At 69.2% G+C, this 16,183-nt stretch carries 15 protein-coding genes; 6 read left to right on the top strand and 9 right to left on the bottom strand.

Annotated elements, in window-relative coordinates:
* The first annotated feature begins 21 nt into the window (after nucleotides 1–21).
* A complete protein-coding gene (locus tag BLV57_RS16425) occupies nucleotides 22–513 on the top strand; it encodes a MarR family winged helix-turn-helix transcriptional regulator (protein WP_091289609.1) in 492 nt (163 codons plus the stop codon).
* On the opposite strand, the gene BLV57_RS16420 is transcribed toward BLV57_RS16425, so the two are convergent.
* Nucleotides 503–1,642 (bottom strand): cytochrome P450, encoded by a 1,140-nt coding sequence (locus BLV57_RS16420; RefSeq protein WP_091290411.1) that lies wholly within the window; start codon nucleotides 1,640–1,642, stop codon nucleotides 503–505. The genes BLV57_RS16425 and BLV57_RS16420 overlap by 11 nt on opposite strands.
* Before the next feature lie 86 nt (nucleotides 1,643–1,728).
* Between BLV57_RS16420 and BLV57_RS16415 the strand changes: the two genes are divergently transcribed.
* Together BLV57_RS16415 and BLV57_RS16410 are read left to right on the top strand one after the other, a co-directional pair.
* Complete coding sequence (locus tag BLV57_RS16415; protein ID WP_091289608.1) at nucleotides 1,729–2,793, top strand: TetR/AcrR family transcriptional regulator; 1,065 nt, start codon at nucleotides 1,729–1,731, stop codon at nucleotides 2,791–2,793.
* 128 nt (nucleotides 2,794–2,921) lie between these two features.
* Entirely contained in the window at nucleotides 2,922–4,544 is a 1,623-nt protein-coding gene (locus tag BLV57_RS16410; RefSeq protein WP_091289607.1) for a M4 family metallopeptidase, read from the top strand.
* Between the two features lie 638 nt (nucleotides 4,545–5,182).
* Here the strand turns inward: BLV57_RS16410 and BLV57_RS16405 are convergent.
* The 5 genes from BLV57_RS16405 to BLV57_RS16385 form a co-directional block, all read right to left on the bottom strand.
* The gene (locus BLV57_RS16405) at nucleotides 5,183–6,361 is read right to left on the bottom strand and encodes an RNA polymerase sigma factor (RefSeq protein ID WP_091289606.1); all 1,179 of its coding nucleotides are present in this window, start codon (nucleotides 6,359–6,361) and stop codon (nucleotides 5,183–5,185) included.
* Nucleotides 6,354–6,776 (bottom strand): YciI family protein, encoded by a 423-nt coding sequence (locus tag BLV57_RS16400; RefSeq protein ID WP_091289605.1) that lies wholly within the window; start codon nucleotides 6,774–6,776, stop codon nucleotides 6,354–6,356. Before BLV57_RS16400 ends, BLV57_RS16405 begins: the two co-directional genes overlap by 8 nt.
* A 126-nt stretch (nucleotides 6,777–6,902) precedes the next feature.
* Nucleotides 6,903–7,832 (bottom strand): hypothetical protein, encoded by a 930-nt coding sequence (locus BLV57_RS16395; RefSeq protein ID WP_091289604.1) that lies wholly within the window; start codon nucleotides 7,830–7,832, stop codon nucleotides 6,903–6,905.
* Between the two features lie 101 nt (nucleotides 7,833–7,933).
* Nucleotides 7,934–10,738 carry a helix-turn-helix transcriptional regulator gene (locus BLV57_RS16390; RefSeq protein WP_091289603.1) on the bottom strand — a complete coding sequence of 935 codons (2,805 nt, stop codon included), beginning with the start codon at nucleotides 10,736–10,738 and terminating at the stop codon, nucleotides 7,934–7,936.
* A gap of 103 nt (nucleotides 10,739–10,841) precedes the next feature.
* Nucleotides 10,842–12,065: an RNA polymerase sigma factor gene (locus tag BLV57_RS16385; RefSeq protein ID WP_281244417.1), complete on the bottom strand. Its 1,224-nt coding sequence runs from the start codon at nucleotides 12,063–12,065 to the stop codon at nucleotides 10,842–10,844.
* Nucleotides 12,066–12,198: 133 nt separating this feature from the next.
* Between BLV57_RS16385 and BLV57_RS16380 the strand changes: the two genes are divergently transcribed.
* The 3 genes from BLV57_RS16380 to BLV57_RS16370 all read left to right on the top strand — a co-directional run bounded on the left by BLV57_RS16380 (nucleotide 12,199) and on the right by BLV57_RS16370 (nucleotide 13,680).
* Entirely contained in the window at nucleotides 12,199–12,558 is a 360-nt protein-coding gene (locus tag BLV57_RS16380) for a YciI family protein (protein ID WP_245757391.1), read from the top strand.
* Between the two features lie 159 nt (nucleotides 12,559–12,717).
* The gene (locus BLV57_RS16375; RefSeq protein WP_091289600.1) at nucleotides 12,718–13,197 is read left to right on the top strand and encodes an SgcJ/EcaC family oxidoreductase; all 480 of its coding nucleotides are present in this window, start codon (nucleotides 12,718–12,720) and stop codon (nucleotides 13,195–13,197) included.
* An 18-nt stretch (nucleotides 13,198–13,215) separates the two neighbouring features.
* Nucleotides 13,216–13,680, top strand: coding sequence for a peroxiredoxin (locus tag BLV57_RS16370; protein ID WP_091289599.1), 465 nt, complete (start codon nucleotides 13,216–13,218; stop codon nucleotides 13,678–13,680).
* 181 nt (nucleotides 13,681–13,861) lie between these two features.
* Here BLV57_RS16370 and BLV57_RS16365 read toward each other — a convergent pair whose 3' ends face one another.
* The 3 genes from BLV57_RS16365 to BLV57_RS16355 form a co-directional block, all read right to left on the bottom strand.
* Nucleotides 13,862–14,317, bottom strand: coding sequence for an SgcJ/EcaC family oxidoreductase (locus BLV57_RS16365; protein WP_091289598.1), 456 nt, complete (start codon nucleotides 14,315–14,317; stop codon nucleotides 13,862–13,864).
* A 25-nt stretch (nucleotides 14,318–14,342) separates the two neighbouring features.
* The gene (locus tag BLV57_RS16360) at nucleotides 14,343–14,780 is read right to left on the bottom strand and encodes an SgcJ/EcaC family oxidoreductase (RefSeq protein WP_245757347.1); all 438 of its coding nucleotides are present in this window, start codon (nucleotides 14,778–14,780) and stop codon (nucleotides 14,343–14,345) included.
* 120 nt (nucleotides 14,781–14,900) lie between these two features.
* Nucleotides 14,901–16,127 carry an aminotransferase class V-fold PLP-dependent enzyme gene (locus BLV57_RS16355; RefSeq protein ID WP_245757346.1) on the bottom strand — a complete coding sequence of 409 codons (1,227 nt, stop codon included), beginning with the start codon at nucleotides 16,125–16,127 and terminating at the stop codon, nucleotides 14,901–14,903.
* Nucleotides 16,128–16,183 lie beyond the last annotated feature (56 nt).

Here is a 16,183-nt window from a genome sequence, read left to right as displayed (position 1 = left end):
CCTCACCGCTAAGATATCCGCATGGCAGACCACGTCGACTTCATCGTGCAGCAGTGGGCAGCGCAGCGTCCTGACGTGGACGTTTCGCCGATGGCCGTGATCGGGCGGCTGAAGCGGCTCTGGCAGCTGGTCGACGCCGAACTGCGCCAGACCTTCAAGGAGCACGACCTCGACTCCGCCTCGTTCGACGTGCTCGCGACGCTCCGCCGTGGCGGAGCCCCGCTGAGCCCGACCGAGCTGATGAAGGCGTCGATGGTCACCTCGGGCGCGGTCACCCAGCGCCTCGACAAGCTGGAGGCGCGCGGCCTCGTCCGCCGCGCCGAGCGCGCGTCGGACGGCCGCGGCGTGCAGGTCGAGCTGACCGCCGAAGGCCTGGCGCTGATCGACCGGGCCCTGCCTGATCACCTCGCGACCGAGACGCGCCTGCTCTCGGCGCTGACCGAAGCCGAGTTCGGCGAACTGGTCGGGACGCTGCGCAAGCTGCTGGAGTCGCTCGGCGACGTCAGCGGCTGACGACCAGCGACGACAGCCGCCAGGTGCCCGGGTCCGGCGCGCGCTCGGCCTCCTTGATCGCGAGATCGGGGAACCGCCGCAGCAAAGCGGTGAGCGCGACCTCGGTTTCGACCCGCGCCAGCGACGCGCCGAGGCAGAAGTGCGGCCCGTGCGCGAACCCCAGGTGGCCCGCTGTCCGGCCGGCGTCGAGCCGGTCCGGATCGGTGAACGCCCGCGGATCGCGGTTGGCGGCTGCGATCACGGTCAGCACCGGCTCGCCCTGGGCGATCTTGGTGCCGTGCAGCTCGACGTCTTCCCTGGCGTAGCGCGGAATCGTCAGCAGCCCTGGCCCGTGCAGCCGGATCAGCTCGTCGACGGCTCCCGCCGGGTTTTCGTGGAACGCGGCGAGGTCACCCTGGCTGGTCAGCAGGACTTCGGCCGCGTTGGCGATGAGGTTCGTCGGCGTCTGCCCGGCGAGCACCAGATGCCAGACGAGCGTGACGAGTTCGCCGTCGCTGAGGCGGTCGCCGTCCTCGTCCTGGGCGCGGATGAGGTCCGAGATCACGTCGTCGCCCGGTTCGGCCCGTTTCCGCGCGACCGCCTCCTTGGCCCCGTCGAGGATGCCGGGGATCGCTTCGGCGAACTTCGGCCCGGCGCCCATCGCGACGGCCGCGCCGTACTCCCGCCACCGTGGCCGGTCCGGCTCGGCGATCCCGACGAGTTCGCAGATCACCTCCATGGGCAGCCGCCGCGCCAGCCCGGTCAGCAGATCCCCGTCGGTGAGCTCGTCGAGCAGCCTCTCGACGATCGGCTCGATCCTCGGCCGGAACTCGGCGGCACGCCGCGGCGTGAACGCGGGCGCCACGAGCCGCCGCTGGCGAAGGTGCTCGCTCGGCGCCATCTCGCTCATGGTCCGCAGGTAGGGCAGGTATTCGGCGGCCACGTCGGGGCGCATGAAGCTGTCGGTGTTGATCTCGAAGCGCGGGTCGACCAGCAGCCGCTTGGCGTCGTCGTACCTGGTCACGGCCCACATCGGCCCGAAGCCCGGCGCCCCGACCCGCGCCAGTGGCGCCTGCTCGCGGGCACGGCCGTACGCGGTGAAGGGATCACGCAGGACCTGCATGTCGGTCAGATCGATCTCGGGGACCACGGGGAACTCCAAATGTTCAGAGCAGATGTTCTCATCATCTCAATGGTGACGGTATCTTGATCCTGGACGTCAAGGCAAGGAGAACGATGGCCCGGCTCACGAGGGCGGAGACGCAGGAGCGCAACCGCGCCAAGGTCCTGGCCGCCGCCAAGGACGAGTTCACCGAGCGCGGCTTTCGTGAGGCCAAGATCGACTCGATCGCCGAGCGTGCCGAACTCACCCGCGGCGCGGTCTACTCCAACTTCCCAGGCAAGCGCGCTCTCTACTTCGCGGTACTGGCCGAATACGCTCCCCGCCCGCCCGCGCTGGAGCCCGGCCTGACGGTCGCCGAGGCGCTCGGCGTCTTCGCCCGCGCCTGGGTCGGCAGGCTCCCGCTCGTCACCGACGGACGCCACGCCTCGGCCCGCCTCGCGATGGACCTGCTTCCCGAGATCATCGCGGACGAGCGGATCTGGGTTCCCTTCACGCAGCTGACGAAGCTCAACGCGCTCCTGCTCGGCCTCTCGCTGGAACGGCTGAGCCCGCGTTCCGGCAGGCTGGTCCGTGTCGCCGAGTCGGCGTTGACGGTCCTGCACGGCGCGAGCCAGCTGGCGGCCGCCGCGCCCGGCTTCACCGAGCCGTTCAACGTGGTGAGCACCTGTGCCCGCCTCGCGGACGTCGACCTCGGCGACGAGTGGCTCCCGTCGCGCATGATCCCCCAGACTCGATCACTCGACGTCCCGTGGGACCCGCCTGGAGCGGTCGACGCGCTTCGCGAGGAGCCGGTTTCCCTTGCCGGAGACGGAATCGTGGCGTTACTCGGGCTGCATCGGGTGTCCGCGATCGAGGAGGCGGTACGCGCGGCGGCGCCGGACACGGAGATCACGGCCGTCCTCGTGACGGGTGATCCGGGTGAGCTGATGCCGTTGGCGCGCCTCGTGATCGCGGACCTGCGCGCGTGCCTGCGGCAGGCTTTCCCGCACTCGGCTTGGCCTCGGCTGCGGGTGATCTGCGATGAGACCGGAGCCGTCGCCGCCGCTGCCGGGGTCCCGGCGATCAGCGATGCCACGGAGACCGCCGTCCGGGTCGCCACTGGGCGGATCGTCGAGCGAGCCGATGGTTATGGGGCTTGCCATTACGCGGGCACGGCCTCGCAGCGCGTATTCGATTAGTCCGAATACCGCCCAACGGCGGGTAAGTAGATCACTCCCTACTTTCGGCTCTTTGGCGTTTTCCTGAGTTTCCCCACACTTTCCGCACGGGTCACATCGGCTGGCCCTGGCGCGGAAGGTTTTCTCAAATGTCTTCGAAGATTTTGGCCGTTTTCACGGCCGCATTCGCGACGTCTTCCTTCGTGGTCGGCGGCGCGGCGGCGACGGCCCAGACCGACCAGGTGAGCACCGACGCCGCCGGGCACGTGATCGCGATCGAGCCGGCCGCTCCGGCCGCCGCTCCCACCGGGGCCACGACGGACTCGTCGGCCGCCGCCCGCTCTCACGCGCCGAAGCTGGCGAAGCAATTCCGTGTCACCGTAGGCGAATTGGCGCTGAGCGACGTGACCTCGTTGCCCGGCGGCAGCGTCGCCAGGCTCCAGCAGAAGATCAACGGCGTTCCCGTCTACGGTGCGCAGATCGTGCAGGACCTCGACGGCAACGGCGCGCTGCTCGCCGCGGTCGGCAAGACCAGCCAGCGCACCACCGGCGCCTTCCCCGCCGACGCCGCCGCGGCCCAGGCACTCGCGGGCAAGGCCGCGCTCGACGCCGTCGCCAACCGGGACAGCACCGCAAAGGGTTTGCGCGCCGGCGCGGCGCAGACCTATTGGTACGACGCGAGTCTCGGCGGTGAGGCGCAGGACGCGGCCGCCGTCCCGGCGTACTTCGTGCCCGTGCGCGGCGCCGACCCCGAGGACAAGTGGACGGTCGTGGTCCGCGCGGAATCGGGCCAGGTGCAGACCGTCTGGGGCGAGGCCAAGCACGCGGCCAACCGCGTGGTGTGCGACGCGAAGCGCAAGATCGTCGACCTCGACGTCGCGACCGAGGCGGACATCCGCTGCGGCACCGGCCTCGCGTTCGGCGTCACCCGCAAGGAAGGCCAGGCGGCCGTCGCGACGCAGGACGTCAACAAGGTCTACGACTACTTCGGTGCGGCGCAGGACTTCTACAGCCAGTACACCGGCTACGACCTGACCGCCAAGATCGGCGCCGACTTCGGTGACGGCCGAGGCAAGGCACTGCGCGGCACCGTGCGCATGTGCGAGATCAGCACCGAAAGCGACGGCCTCCGCCACACGCAGTGCCCATGGGCCAACGCCTTCTGGGACGGTGAGCAGATGGCGTTCGGCGAGGGTGTGACCACAATGGACATCACCGGCCACGAGCTCACCCACGGCGTCACCCAGCACACCTCGGGCCTGGACGGTGGCTACGCCGCCCAGCTCAACGAGGGCCTCTCCGACGTGTTCGGCAAGTTCATCGCGATCAAGGCCAACGACCCCAACGCCACCGGCGCGAACCGCTGGCTGCTCGGCGTCGGCTCCTCGCTCGGCCAGGTGCGGGACATGAAGACCCCGGCGAACTCCGGCGAGGGCCCCGGCCCCGACCGCGTCAACGGCGCGTACTGGACCGGCCCGAACGGTGACCCGCACACCAACGCCGGTGTCGTCGGCAAGGCCGACTTCCTGATCACCGACGGCGCCACCTTCAACGGTCAGACCATCCGCGGCATCGGTGAGAACAAGTCGATCGCGCTGTGGTGGAAGGTGGAGAACCTGCTCCGCCCGAACTCCACCTTCAAGGACCTCGGCATCGCGCTGAACTCGGCGTGCACCACCAACGCCAAGACCGGGGTCGCGGGCACGACCACCGCCGACTGCACCCAGGTCGCCAACGCGGTCAAGGCCACCCAGCTCAACATCGCCCCCTAAGCCTCGTGAGTGTCGCGGCCGGTTCTATTGAGGGGAAAGCCAAATCCGGCGTGCCCTAGGGCAGCTGAGTGAGGGCCTCCCTCACTCAACACTCAACCCAAGTTGGTCAGGGCCTCCTTCACCCGGATATCTGGGTGAAGGAGGCCCTCACTTAGCGGTGTGGGTGAGGGAGGCCCTCACACAAGCCGGGTCGCGCGCGTGGTTGGGCGGGCTTGCCGAGAGCGGGGGTCGTGAGTGTTCCGGCCGGTTAGAACCGGCCATATTTGGTGATCTACGCGGGTTGTGCTCGTCGGGATCCGCACGAACGGGGCTTTTGTAGCGCTCACGGTGACAAAAGCCCCGTTCGTACCATGCACGGCGAGGGCCGGGCTGCCGGAGTTTGTGCTGGAGGTGTCAAGGGCGGCCCTTGTTACCTCCAGTGTGACAAGGGCGACCCTTGTTTCGCCAGCGAGACCGGCAAAAGGTACATAGTGGGGCGTATTTCGGCTTGTGAGGTGTGATCGGGTGTGCGAGGGGAAGGTTTGCTGCATCTAACGCAGCAAACCTTCCCCTCGCTCCAGGCACAGCGCCGCGAATTCCGCCGTAGGTGACCAAATACGGGTCGGCCAGAACCGGCCGCAACACTCACGACCCTTGAGCTAGGGAAGGCGGGCGGCTCGGATGCGGAGGTAGCGTTGCTGCGCGAGGTTGGCTGAGAGGGTCGCGGCCGTTTCGTAGCAGGCGCGGGCGGACGCGGTGTCGCCTGACATCTCGAGCAGGTGAGCTCGGGTCGCGTGCAGGCGGTGGTCCGACGTGAGGCGCGAGTCGTTTTCCAATGTCTGCAACAACTTCAGGCCGTCGGCGGGCCCCCGGACCATGGTGACGGCGACCGCGTGGTTCAGCGCGACAACAGGGTTGTCGGAGAGACGCAGCAGGATTTCGTACAGGGCCAGGATTTGCGGCCAGTCCGTTTCGGCGGCCGAAGGGGCCTCGTCGTGGAGCGCGGCGATGGCGGCCTGGATTTGGTAGGGGCCGGGGTTCCGCCGGGGAAGGACCTTGGTGAGGAGCGCCGTGCCCTCGGCGATGAGCGCCTTGTCCCACAGCGCGCGGTCTTGGGATTCCATGGGGACGAGTGAGCCGTCGGGGGACAGGCGGGCCGGGCGGCGGGCGTCCGTCAGCAATTCCAGGGCGAGCAGGCCCGCGGCTTCACCGTCATCGGGCAGCAGGCGGACCAGCATGCGGGTGAGGCGGATCGCTTCCTGGGACAAGTCGTTGCGGTGCAACGACGCATAGCCTTCGGTGAAGATCAGGTAGAGGACATGGAGCACCGCGGCCAGGCGATCCGCGTGGTCCGACGGGAGGGCGAAGGGGATTCCGCTGGCCTTGATACTTTCCTTCGATCGGGTGATCCTCCGGGTCATTGTTCCTTCTGGCACAAGGAAAGCGCGGGCGATCTCGGCCGTGGTGAGGCCGCCGACGGCCCGAAGTGTCAGTGCTATCTGAGACGCTGTCGAGAGTGAGGGATGACAGCACATCAAGAGGAGGATCAATGTGTCGTCGGAATCAGGGACAGGGCCTGCCTGCAGCGGGCGGGCGTCGTTTTCGCGGCGGTGGCGGGACTGTTCGCCGCGCAAGAGATCGGTCAGGCGCCGCGAGGCCACCGTGATGAGCCAGGCGAGTGGCTTTTCGGGGTGACCTTGGGCGGGCCACTGGGTGGCGGCCGCCAGCAGGGCTTCTTGGACCGCGTCTTCGGCGAGGTCGAAGTGGCCGTAACGGCGGACGAGGGCGCCGAGGACCCGCGGGGCGAGCGCCCGCAGGTCCTCCAGGCCCTCAGTCATCCAGATGATCCCGGGAATCCGCGATCGGGCGGACGTCGACGTACCAGTCGCGGCCGAGGTCCGTGCCCGCCGGATGCGGGGTGTCGGCGAGCTGGGCGGCTATCTCGGTCGCGCGGTCGAAGCTCGCGCACTCGACGAGGGTGTAGCCCGCGAGCACTTCCTGGGTTTCGGCGTACGGGCCGTCCGTGACGACCGGCACGCCGTCGCGCAAGGAGACGCGGCGGGCGTGGACGGGCGCGGTCATGCCCTGGGCGTCGACGAACTCGCCGGATTCGACGAGCGCGCCGTTCCACTTCTCCATGAACTCGCCCAGCCGGGCGAAGTCCTCCGGAGTCCAGGCAGGGCCCTTGGCCGGGCCGCCGGCGAGCATGTCGTAGTCCTGCTGCGAGCCGAACATCATGATGAGGTATTTCATGGTCTTCTCCCTGCTCGTGGTGGGTCTTCCGTCAGGGACGTCGGAACCGCCGGACCACTCCGGACATCATTCTCGGAAAAACTCGAAAGCCCCGCCACCAGAGGCGGCGGGGCTCTCGAGCAGGGGTCAGCCGACCGGCTTGGCCATGGCGAACCAGTTGAACGACTCGACGAATTGGCGGGTGGTGCCGGTGTAACGCGGACCAGTGAGCTCCCAGCGCTCGACGTAGCGGTAGGTGCCGGGCTGCGCGCTCTCGTCCTCGGGAGTGTTCTCGTCGTCGGCGACCGGGACGTACTCCCAGATGATCTTGCGTGCCAGGTAGACCTCCAGCGACTCGTAGGCGGACTGCGTGGTCAGGTAGCCGTCCTGGCCGTGGTCACCCGCGCGGCCGGGGTCGGCCAGCTTGAGCACCACGGTGGTGTCGTTGAACGCGCCCTTCGCCGAGACCACGGTGACGATGTGGCCGCCGTTGCGCTGCAGCGAACCGGCCTGCGGGCCGTCCTTGTAGCGGCCGTAGACGAGCTGGAGCGGGCCCTGGGCGAGCCGCTTCGCCAGGTCGCCTGCGAAGTCGGAGGTCTGGGTGGTGCTGAGGTTGCCGTCGGCGGTCGACCAGCCCGCGTCGCGGGCGGGCTTGGTGGCGATGTTCCAGGCTGTCCGCAGGTTGCCCATCTTGGTGCCGCCGTCGTACTTGGCGTCGACGCCGATCCGGCCGAGTGAGTTGGTGATGACGTTGTAGTCGGACTGCTGCTGCGGGTCCAGGTTCCCGACGCGGGTGGTCACCCAGCCGATCGGCGCCTTCTGGACGTGCGACCAGTAGTGCATGACGTTGTAGAGCGAGGTGGGGCCGCAGTACGCGTTCCCGTTGTTCTCCAGCCCGGCGCGGAACTGGTCGACGTCGCTCACGCCGCACTGCCTGACCTCGAAGGTGGGTGCCGTCAGGTCGGTGACCTTCACGCAAGGCGGCGGCGTGCCGAGGTCGGCCGAGGCGGTCGCCGGGTAGACGGCGCCGGCGAGGGCGGTGGTGGTGACTGCGGCGAGGACGGTCTTGCGGATCATGGCTTCCTACCTCCGGTGTGTGCCTGTCGGTAGGTGAAGCTTGTTCGCCGGGATCCCCCAAACGCATGAGGGACGATCCCTCAACTCGTCCCTGGGGGTACCTAGGTGAGGACTTTCGCCAGCTCACGGCGCCCGTTGATGCCGAGCTTCGTGTAGATCCGGCCCAGGTGGTTCTCGACCGTCTTGGGGGTGACGAACAGTTCCTGGGCGATCTCGCGGTTCGCTCGGCCGAGCGCGGCGAGGTCGGCGACGCGGCGTTCGCTGGCCGTCAGGGCCTCGCGGCCAGCGAACATCGGCTTGCGCGGACGGTCGCCCAGCGCTTCGAGCGCCTCGACGCCACGGGTGCGCAGCACGTCGGAGCCGCATTCGGTCGCCAGGTCGATGCCGCGGTGCAGCGGCGTGCGGGCGTCGGTGCGGCGGCGTGCGACGCGCAGTGCCTCGCCGAGGTCGACCAGCGAGCGCGCGAGCTGCAGGCGCGCGGGAGAGGTCTCCAGCACGGCGACGGACTCGGTGAGCAAGTCGAGTCTTCGCGCCGCGTCCGCGTGCGCGAGCAGGCGCAACGCGGCGCCGACCTCGGTCGCGGCTCCCCATTTGCGGGCGATGGCGAGCTGTTCTTCCGCGAGGGTGAGCGCTTCGGCCTCGTCGCCGAGCAGCATTGCCGCGCGCACGGCGGGCAGCCGCCAGGGGATGGACGGCGGGTCGACGCCGACCGCGAGCATCGCGTCACGCTGCTGGAACGCCTCGGTCCTGGCCTTGATCGGGTCGCCGGTGGCGAGTGCCAGCAGCGCGCGCGGCTCGTGCAGCCACATCATCGGCATCATGCGCGGTGCGTCGGCGTGCTCGGCGTCGAACTTGGCGAGCACCGCGGCCATGCACTCGAAGTCGCCGCGTTCCATGGCCGCGTAGGCCGCGAAATGCGTCGAAGTCGCCCGCAACGCGACGACCTGAGGCACCGGGTCCTCATGCTGGATCGCGGCCAGCGTGCCCTCGGACTCGGCCTCCATGAACCGGACGTTCCCGAGCCGCCAGTTGAGGAACAGCGCCGCGTTGGCCACCATCGCGAACTCGACCGGCGAACCGTGCGCCCGCACACGGGACCTGGCCCGGTCGATCTCCCGCCTGGCGTCGTCGACGCCGTCCGAGGAGATCAGCGCGAGCAGCGCGACCACCCAGGCGACCATCGCGTCGGTGCTGCCGGTCGCGTCGTCGAAGTAGGCGCCGTTGGACAGCGCGCGCAACGCCGTCTCCGCCACTTCGCTCGACGGCCGGACCTCGTACCGGCCCATCTGGGCGAGCAGGCCGAGCAGCGTGCGCTCGTCGGGGGTGCGGCCGCGCAGGTCGGCGAACAGATTGAGGTGCTCGGACGCGGCATGGCGCTGATCGGCCAGGAACGACCGGATCACCGCGAGCCTGGCCTCCAGGTGCAGCCTGCCGTTGTCGCGGACGCCGATCGTCCAGTCGCCGATGGCGGCGTTGAGCTCGGCGATCGCCGCGGCCGGGCCGTCGACGACGGCGGTCGCCGAGGCGGCGGCCGCGACGAGTTCGGCGTTGGGCAGCCCGGCGGCGGCGACCCGGAGATGACGTCTGGCCTCGGTGGCGTCACCGGCGCGCAGCAGCGCCCGGCCGAGCTCGGCGCGCAGGCCCGCGTCGTCGGGACGCTCGTCGACGGCCCTGGTCAGGTGGGCGACGGCGGTGCGGGCGTCGCCCGAGGCGAGCAGGGACGCGGCGGCCTTGCGCAGCACGTCGGCCGCGTTCGGCAGGGTGCCGCGCGGCGCCTGCGCGAGGTGCGCGGCGACGCGGTCGGCGGCCGCCTTCGCGGTCCAGAGCCTGGTCGCGGCGCGGGCGTGCAGGGTGGACCGGCCGACCGGACCGAGTTCGGCGAGCACGGCCTCGCGGACGACGGGATGGATGAAGACGAGGTGATCGCCGTCGTCGGCCAGCACGTTCGCGGCCACCAGCGCTTCCACTGCGACCGAGAGGCCGCCGGGGTTCAGCCCGACGATGGCGGCGGCGAGCCACGGGTCACATCCGGTGCCGAGCACGGCGGCGGCGCGTGCCAGGTGGATGGCCTCGCCGGGCAGCCGTCCCATCGCGGCGCGGAAGATGGTGCTCGGCCCGAGCTTGCCGACGCGGTCGGCGGTCGAGGCGGCGTCCAGCGGTAGCCCGAGCGCGGCGAGCTCGTCGACGAGAACCCTTGCCAGAAAAGGGTTTCCGCCACTGGCCGCGTGCACGGCGGTCACCACCGTCTCGTCGGCTGGCCCGATGAGCTCGCCCAGCGCGTCGGGCGTCAGGGGCCGCGGCAGCATTCGCTCGGCTTGGCGCGAGACGCTGAGCTGGGCCAGCGGGCCGGTGCTCTCCGCGGGCGGCCGGGTGGCCACGACCAGCGCGATCGGCAGGTCGGCGATGCGGCGTGACAGATAGACGAGGAACTGCAGCGACGACAGATCGGCCCAGTGCGCGTCGTCGACCGTGATCAGCAGCGGGCGCGTCGACGACAGGTCGACCGCCACCCACCACAGCGCGTGCAGCGTGCGGCCCAGTTCGGCCTCGGACGGGTCGGCGGCCGCGGTGTCGAGCGCGGTCAGTGCCGCGCCGGACGGCCCGGCCAGTATCTTCTCGCGGATCTCGCCGCTGTAGCGCGAAACGGACCGCTCGACCATCTGCCGGACGACACCCCACGCCATCGCGCCTTCGAGCGCGTCGCCCACCGCCTGCAGCCGGCCGAAGCCACGCTCCTTCGCGAGCGCGCGGGTGTCCTGGACGAGCCGGGTCTTGCCGATGCCAGCGCGGCCTTCGATGACCACCACGCGGCCTTCGCCGCGTGTGGCCGAGTCGAGTGCTGCCTCGATCCGCCCGCGCTCGTCTTCGCGCTCGAGCAGGGGAACTCCGGGTACCGGTGGGCGCACGCCGGAATACTAACGGTCACTGATCCACCGAACCGGGATAAAGCGGGCTTTATCCCGCTCCGACATAAAGCCCGCTTTATCCCGTCGCGGAGTAAAGCGGGCTTTATCCCGGTTCCGGGAGGGCCTCGGCCTTGGCGAGCAGGTAGTTCCGCTCGGGGATGCTTTCGGTTCGGGAGGCGGCGAGTTCGTAGGAGGCGCGGGCCGCTGGCCGGTCGCCGGTCATTTCGAGCAGGTGGGCGCGGACGGCGGGCAGCCGGTGGCCCTTAGCGACGCGGGGGTCGTCGTCGAGGGGTTTGAGCAGGTCGAGGCCGGTCTGCGGGCCGTCGGCCATGGCGGCGGCGATGGCGTGGTTGAGGGTGACCATCGGGTTGGGCGCGAGGCGTTCGAGCAGCTCGTACAGGAGCACGATCTGCGCCCAGTCGGTCGCCTCGGTGCTCGGGGCCTCCGCGTGGACGGCCGCGATCGCGGCCTGCAGCTGGTACGGGCCCAGCGGGCCGCTGGCCAGCGCTTCGGTGGTGAGCGCGATGCCCTCGGCGATCGCTTCGGCGTCCCAGCGGCCGCGGTCCTGCTCGGCGAGCGGCGTCAGGCTGCCGTCGGGGCCGGTACGGACGGCACTGCGCGCGTCGGTGAGCAGCATGAGCGCGAGCAGACCGGCGATCTCGGTGTCCTCCGGCAGCATCCGGCGCAGCGCGCGGGTGAGCCTGATGGCCTCACCGGTCAGCTCGACCTGGTGCAGTTCGGGGCCGGACGTGCTGGTGTAGCCCTCGTTGAAGATCAGGTACAGCACGTGGAGCACGACGTCGAGGCGCTTGGCCCGCTCGCTCTCCGGTGGCATCTCGAACCGCCCGCCCGAGGTCTTGATGCGCTGCTTGGCCCGGCTGATGCGCTGGCCCATGGTGGCTTCGGGCACCAGGAACGCCTTGGCGATCTGCGCGGTCGTCAGGCCGCCGACCGCGCGCAGCGTCAGCGCGAGCTGGGATTCGTCGGACAGGCTGGGGTGACAGCACAGGAAGAGCAGGATCAGCGAGTCGTCCCGGTCCGTCAGCGGCTCGTCCCTGACGGTGGGCTCTTCCAGCGCGTGCACGGTCTCCTCGCGACGGCGACGTGCCGATTCGCTGCGCACGCGGTCGATCAGGCGCCGGGACGCGGCCGTCACCAGCCAGGCCGCCGGATTGTCGGGAAGGCCCGATTCGCGCCAGCTCACGGTCGCTTCGAGCAGCGCGTCCTGCACGGCGTCTTCGCAGAGGTCGAACTGCCCGTACTTGCGCATCAGCGTGCCGAGCACGCGCGGCACGAGGTCTTTGACCAGCTCATCGACAGTCTGCACGGCACTATGGTGCCCGGTGCCGGAAAAAGATGTGCGACCGATGTAGAGAACGGCCCATCCGCTCCGACCAACCCGCGAGAGGCGCCGAACAGGGCGCCGTGACGAGCTAAAGGAGTGTGGACCCGTGAAGTTCATGCTGATCATCCACATGAACCCCGACACCTGGGCCGGTTTGGACACGGAGACCCAGGAGAAGGTCATGAACGGCCATGACGCCTTCCAGGCGAAGATCAGGGCGACCGGGGAGATGGAGGGCACCTGGGCGCTGGCCGACCCCGGCGCGAGCGCGGTGGTCAGCCAGCGTGGTGGCAAGCGGACGGTCACCGACGGCCCGTACCTGGAGGCCAAGGAGTTCCTGGCGGGCTACTACGTGATCGAGGCCGACAGCAGGGACCGCGCGTTAGAGATCGCCGCCATGATGCCGGAGGTCGAATTCGGCGGGCTGGGCATCGAAGTGCGGGAAATCCTCCACTACGCGGGCCCCACGGCCTGAACCCACTTCAAGAGTCGTGAGTGTTCCCGACGGTTCTAACCGTCGGGAACACTCACGAGCTTTTCTCTTTGCGCAAAGGAGAGGACTTTCCGGAGCAGCCCTGTGCGGGATGGTTGTCGTGACCGATCGGCGCGCGACCATAACCAGGGAGAAAACAGCATGGCTGCAACGACCACGCCGTGGGGTGACGCGTCGGCCATCCTCGCCGCCGCGGGCATCGAAGAGGACACTTCGTACTACCGCGAGTTCACCGGCGAGGACGAGAAGGCCGTGCTCACGGTCGCGATGCGCATCCAGGAAGGCTGGGAGCGCAACGACGCCGACTTCTTCGCCGAGACCTTCGCCGAAAACGGCAGCCTCCTGATGAAGGACGACCAGCTCACCAGCCGCGAGCAGATCCGCGAGTACATGAAGGCGGGCTTCGAGGGCTTCTTCAAGGGCGCGCGGGTGCGTGGCTACCCGTTGGCGGTCAAGTTCCTCAGCGATGACACGGCGATGGTGATCAGCCAGGGCGGGATCCTGCTGGAAGGCGAGACGGAGACCGCGCCGGAGCGGCAGGTCCGGGTCACCTGGGTGATCGTCAAGGACGGCGGCTCGCTGAAGCTGCTGTCCCACCAGACCAGCCCCATCAGGGGATGACGGAAAGGGAATCGGCTCATGGCGGTGGAAACAGGTTCGGCGGCCCCGGACTTCACCCTCGGCGACCTCAACCGGGAGCAGGTCACGCTGAGCTCGTTGTGGCGTGAGAAGAACGTGCTCCTCGTGTTCTATCCGTTCGCGTTCAGCCAGATCTGCCAAGGCGAGATCTGCCAGGTCCGCGACGAGCTCGCCGGCTACAGCGACGAGAACGTCCAGGTGGTCGGTGTTTCCGTCGACACCCCGTTCGCGCTCAAGGCCTGGGCGGAGCAGCAGGGCTTCACTTTCCCGCTGCTGTCGGACTTCTGGCCGCACGGTGAGGTCGCGAAGACCTACGGCGTCTTCAACGACATCGGCGGTATGGCCAACCGAGGCACCTTCCTCATCGACACTCAGGGAATCGTGCGGTTCGCCGAGATCGTCTCGCCGCGCGAAGCCCGCGATCAGGCCAACTGGAAAAAGGCGGTCGCCGCACTGCGCGGCTGATCCGCGTCACCGCCGAGCCCCCGCGCGCCGCCCCTCGCGCGGGGGCTCGGCCATGCCCGCACCAGCGCGGACCGGGATAAAGCCCGCTTTATCCCGGGGATAAAGCGGGCTTTGGTTCACGCGATAAAGCCCGCTTCGCTCCGGGGAGTAAAGCGGGCTTTGTCGGCGGGGACGGGGTTGCTCAGCCCGAAATGGGGCTGGTCTGGTGGTTCAGCAGCTTCCAGTCGCCGTCTTCCTTGACGATCACCCAGGTCGCGCGGACTTCACGCTCCGGGGCGACCTCGGTCTCGCCGTCGAGCAGGATGCCGCCCTTGGTGACCGCGAAGGCGACCGTGTCCGACAGCTTGCGGATGACCACCGGGGTCTCCTCGAGCCGGGCGCCCTTGTAGGTGCCCTTGAAGGCTTCCTTCATGTACTCGAGCACTTCTTCGCGGCTCTGGAGCTGCTTGTCGCCGACGAGCATGCTGCCGTTGTCCGCGAAGACCTCGGCGAACAGCTCGGCGTCGTTGCGTTCCCACGCGCCGCGGATGCGCAGCGGCACGGTGAGCACCGCGCCCTCTTCGCCGTTGGGGAAGTCGCCGTAGTTGGCCGCCCACTTCTTGGCGCCTGCGACCAGTTCGGATGCCTTGCCTGGCATGGGTTTTCTCCTTGGGGTCAGTGGGTTACCAGCGGAGGGTGGCGCCGGCGCCACGCGGGCTGTTCTGGTAGCCGGCCAGGTACCACTGACCGTCGTCCTTCTTCACGGTGATCCACGTCGAGCGCACGGCCAGCTCGGGGTCGATCTCCGTCTCGCCCGGCGCCAGGATGCCGCCGTGGGTGCGGATCAGTGCGACCGTGTCCGAAGCGAACCGCAGGTCCACCGGCTGGCCGGTCACGCCGCTGCCCTTGAACGGGCCGGCGTAGGCGGCCTTCATGAACGCCCTGATCTCTTCACGGCCGACCTTGTACACGTCACCCGGCAGGATCAGGATCCCGTCCTCGGTGAACACCTCGGCCACGCCATCGGCGCTGTTCTCCGCCCACGCCCCCACCAAGCGGAGCGGGACACTCAGCACTTCCTTCTCACGCTCGGAAGTGAACTGCCCGTAGTAAGCCGTCAACCTATCTTCGGCACTGACCGACATAAAAGTCTCCTCATCGAAGCGATCGCATACCTATGGTCGTCCCCGATTCATTGTCCGTGCGGGAGACGGCGTCACTTCCTATTTCCTGCGCCCGGTTCAGGCGGCGGCGCGGGCGGCCGTGAGGTCGGCGAGCGCGGTGACCAGGCGGTCGACGTGCGCGCGGGTGGTGCCGAGGCCGATGCTGGCGCGGACGATCGAACCGTCGGAGCCGCCGTGCAGATGGCGTACGAGATTGTGGGCGCACATCTTGCCGTCGCGGACGCCGACGCCGTAATGGTCCGACAAGGTCTGGGCGAGCGCGCGCGCCTCCCAGCCGTCGACGACGAACGAGACGATGCCCACCCTCGGCGATTCCGGGCCCCACAAGGAAAGCTCGCGCAGGCCGGGAACCATGGACAGGCCGAGACGCAACCGGGCGAGCAGTCGTTCTTCCGCCGCCACGAGGGATGGCCAGCCCGCGGCCTCCAGCGCCGAGCAGGCGGCGGAAATCGCCAGCGCGCCAAGGACATTCGGGCTGCCGGCTTCGTGCCGCTCCTGGGGATCGTCCGCCCAGACGACCGTGTCCGGGCCAACCAGCTTGCTGGCGCCACCGCCACGCAGGTACGGGTCCGCGGCGGCGAGCCAGTCGCCGCGCCCGATCAGCACGCCCGCGCCGAACGGCGCGTAGAGCTTGTGCCCAGAGAAGGCCACGTAGTCCACAGTGGACATTTTCATCGGCCGGTGCGGGGCGAGCTGCGCGGCGTCCACCGCGATGCGCGCGCCACGCGCGTGCGCGGCCGCGGCCAGTTCCTCGACGGGCCACAGCTCGCCGGTCACGTTCGAAGCCGCGGTCACCACGAGCAGCGAACCGGGGGAGAGCGCGCTCGCTGCCGCGGAGACGGCTTCCTCCGCGGACGCGGGCATCGGCAGCCGCACCACGAAATGCCGGTGCAGCCAGGAAAGCAGGTTGGCGTGGTGCTCAGACTCGAAGACCACGACCGTGGTGTCGAGGGGCACGCAGGAGGCGAGCAGGTTCATCGAGTCGGTCGTGTTGCGGGTGAAGATCACCGCGTCGTCGCGCCGTGCGCCCGCGAACCGGCGTACCGTCTGCCTGGCGTCTTCGTAAGCACGTGTAGTCAACTGAGAAAGACGGCCCGCGCCTCGATGCACACTGGCGTACAAGGGAACCGCCAAATCCAAGGCTTCCTTGACCGCGAGCAGGCAAGGCGCGCTCGCCGCGTAGTCGAAATTCGCATAGGGCACCGACGATCCGTCAGCCAGCGGCACCCGGACATCCGTGCCTGCCACCGCGGGTAACGCCGAGTCCATCAGATGAGATGACACGGTCGGCCTCCTGGTGAAGTTTTCCTGAATGAGCATGTCCAAGGCACGGGAATCGC

The organism is Amycolatopsis xylanica (genome assembly GCF_900107045.1).
In the GTDB taxonomy this organism is placed as follows: Bacteria; Actinomycetota; Actinomycetes; order Mycobacteriales; family Pseudonocardiaceae; genus Amycolatopsis; species Amycolatopsis xylanica.
The sequence above is the reverse complement of the archived record's forward strand: the minus strand, read 5'-3'. Positions and strand labels throughout refer to the sequence as shown.

What these genes read in the sequence shown, in the direction of transcription:
- BLV57_RS16375 (WP_091289600.1), top strand. Translation starts at nt 12,718, where the DNA reads ATGGCTGCAACGACCACGCCGTGGGGTGACGCGTCGGCCATCCTCGCC.
- BLV57_RS16400 (WP_091289605.1), bottom strand. Translation starts at nt 6,776, where the DNA reads ATGAAATACCTCATCATGATGTTCGGCTCGCAGCAGGACTACGACATG.
- BLV57_RS16365 (WP_091289598.1), bottom strand. Translation starts at nt 14,317, where the DNA reads ATGCCAGGCAAGGCATCCGAACTGGTCGCAGGCGCCAAGAAGTGGGCG.
- BLV57_RS16395 (WP_091289604.1), bottom strand. Translation starts at nt 7,832, where the DNA reads ATGATCCGCAAGACCGTCCTCGCCGCAGTCACCACCACCGCCCTCGCC.
- BLV57_RS16415 (WP_091289608.1), top strand. Translation starts at nt 1,729, where the DNA reads ATGGCCCGGCTCACGAGGGCGGAGACGCAGGAGCGCAACCGCGCCAAG.
- BLV57_RS16410 (WP_091289607.1), top strand. Translation starts at nt 2,922, where the DNA reads ATGTCTTCGAAGATTTTGGCCGTTTTCACGGCCGCATTCGCGACGTCT.
- BLV57_RS16380 (WP_245757391.1), top strand. Translation starts at nt 12,199, where the DNA reads ATGCTGATCATCCACATGAACCCCGACACCTGGGCCGGTTTGGACACG.
- BLV57_RS16405 (WP_091289606.1), bottom strand. Translation starts at nt 6,361, where the DNA reads ATGACTGAGGGCCTGGAGGACCTGCGGGCGCTCGCCCCGCGGGTCCTC.
- BLV57_RS16370 (WP_091289599.1), top strand. Translation starts at nt 13,216, where the DNA reads ATGGCGGTGGAAACAGGTTCGGCGGCCCCGGACTTCACCCTCGGCGAC.
- BLV57_RS16425 (WP_091289609.1), top strand. Translation starts at nt 22, where the DNA reads ATGGCAGACCACGTCGACTTCATCGTGCAGCAGTGGGCAGCGCAGCGT.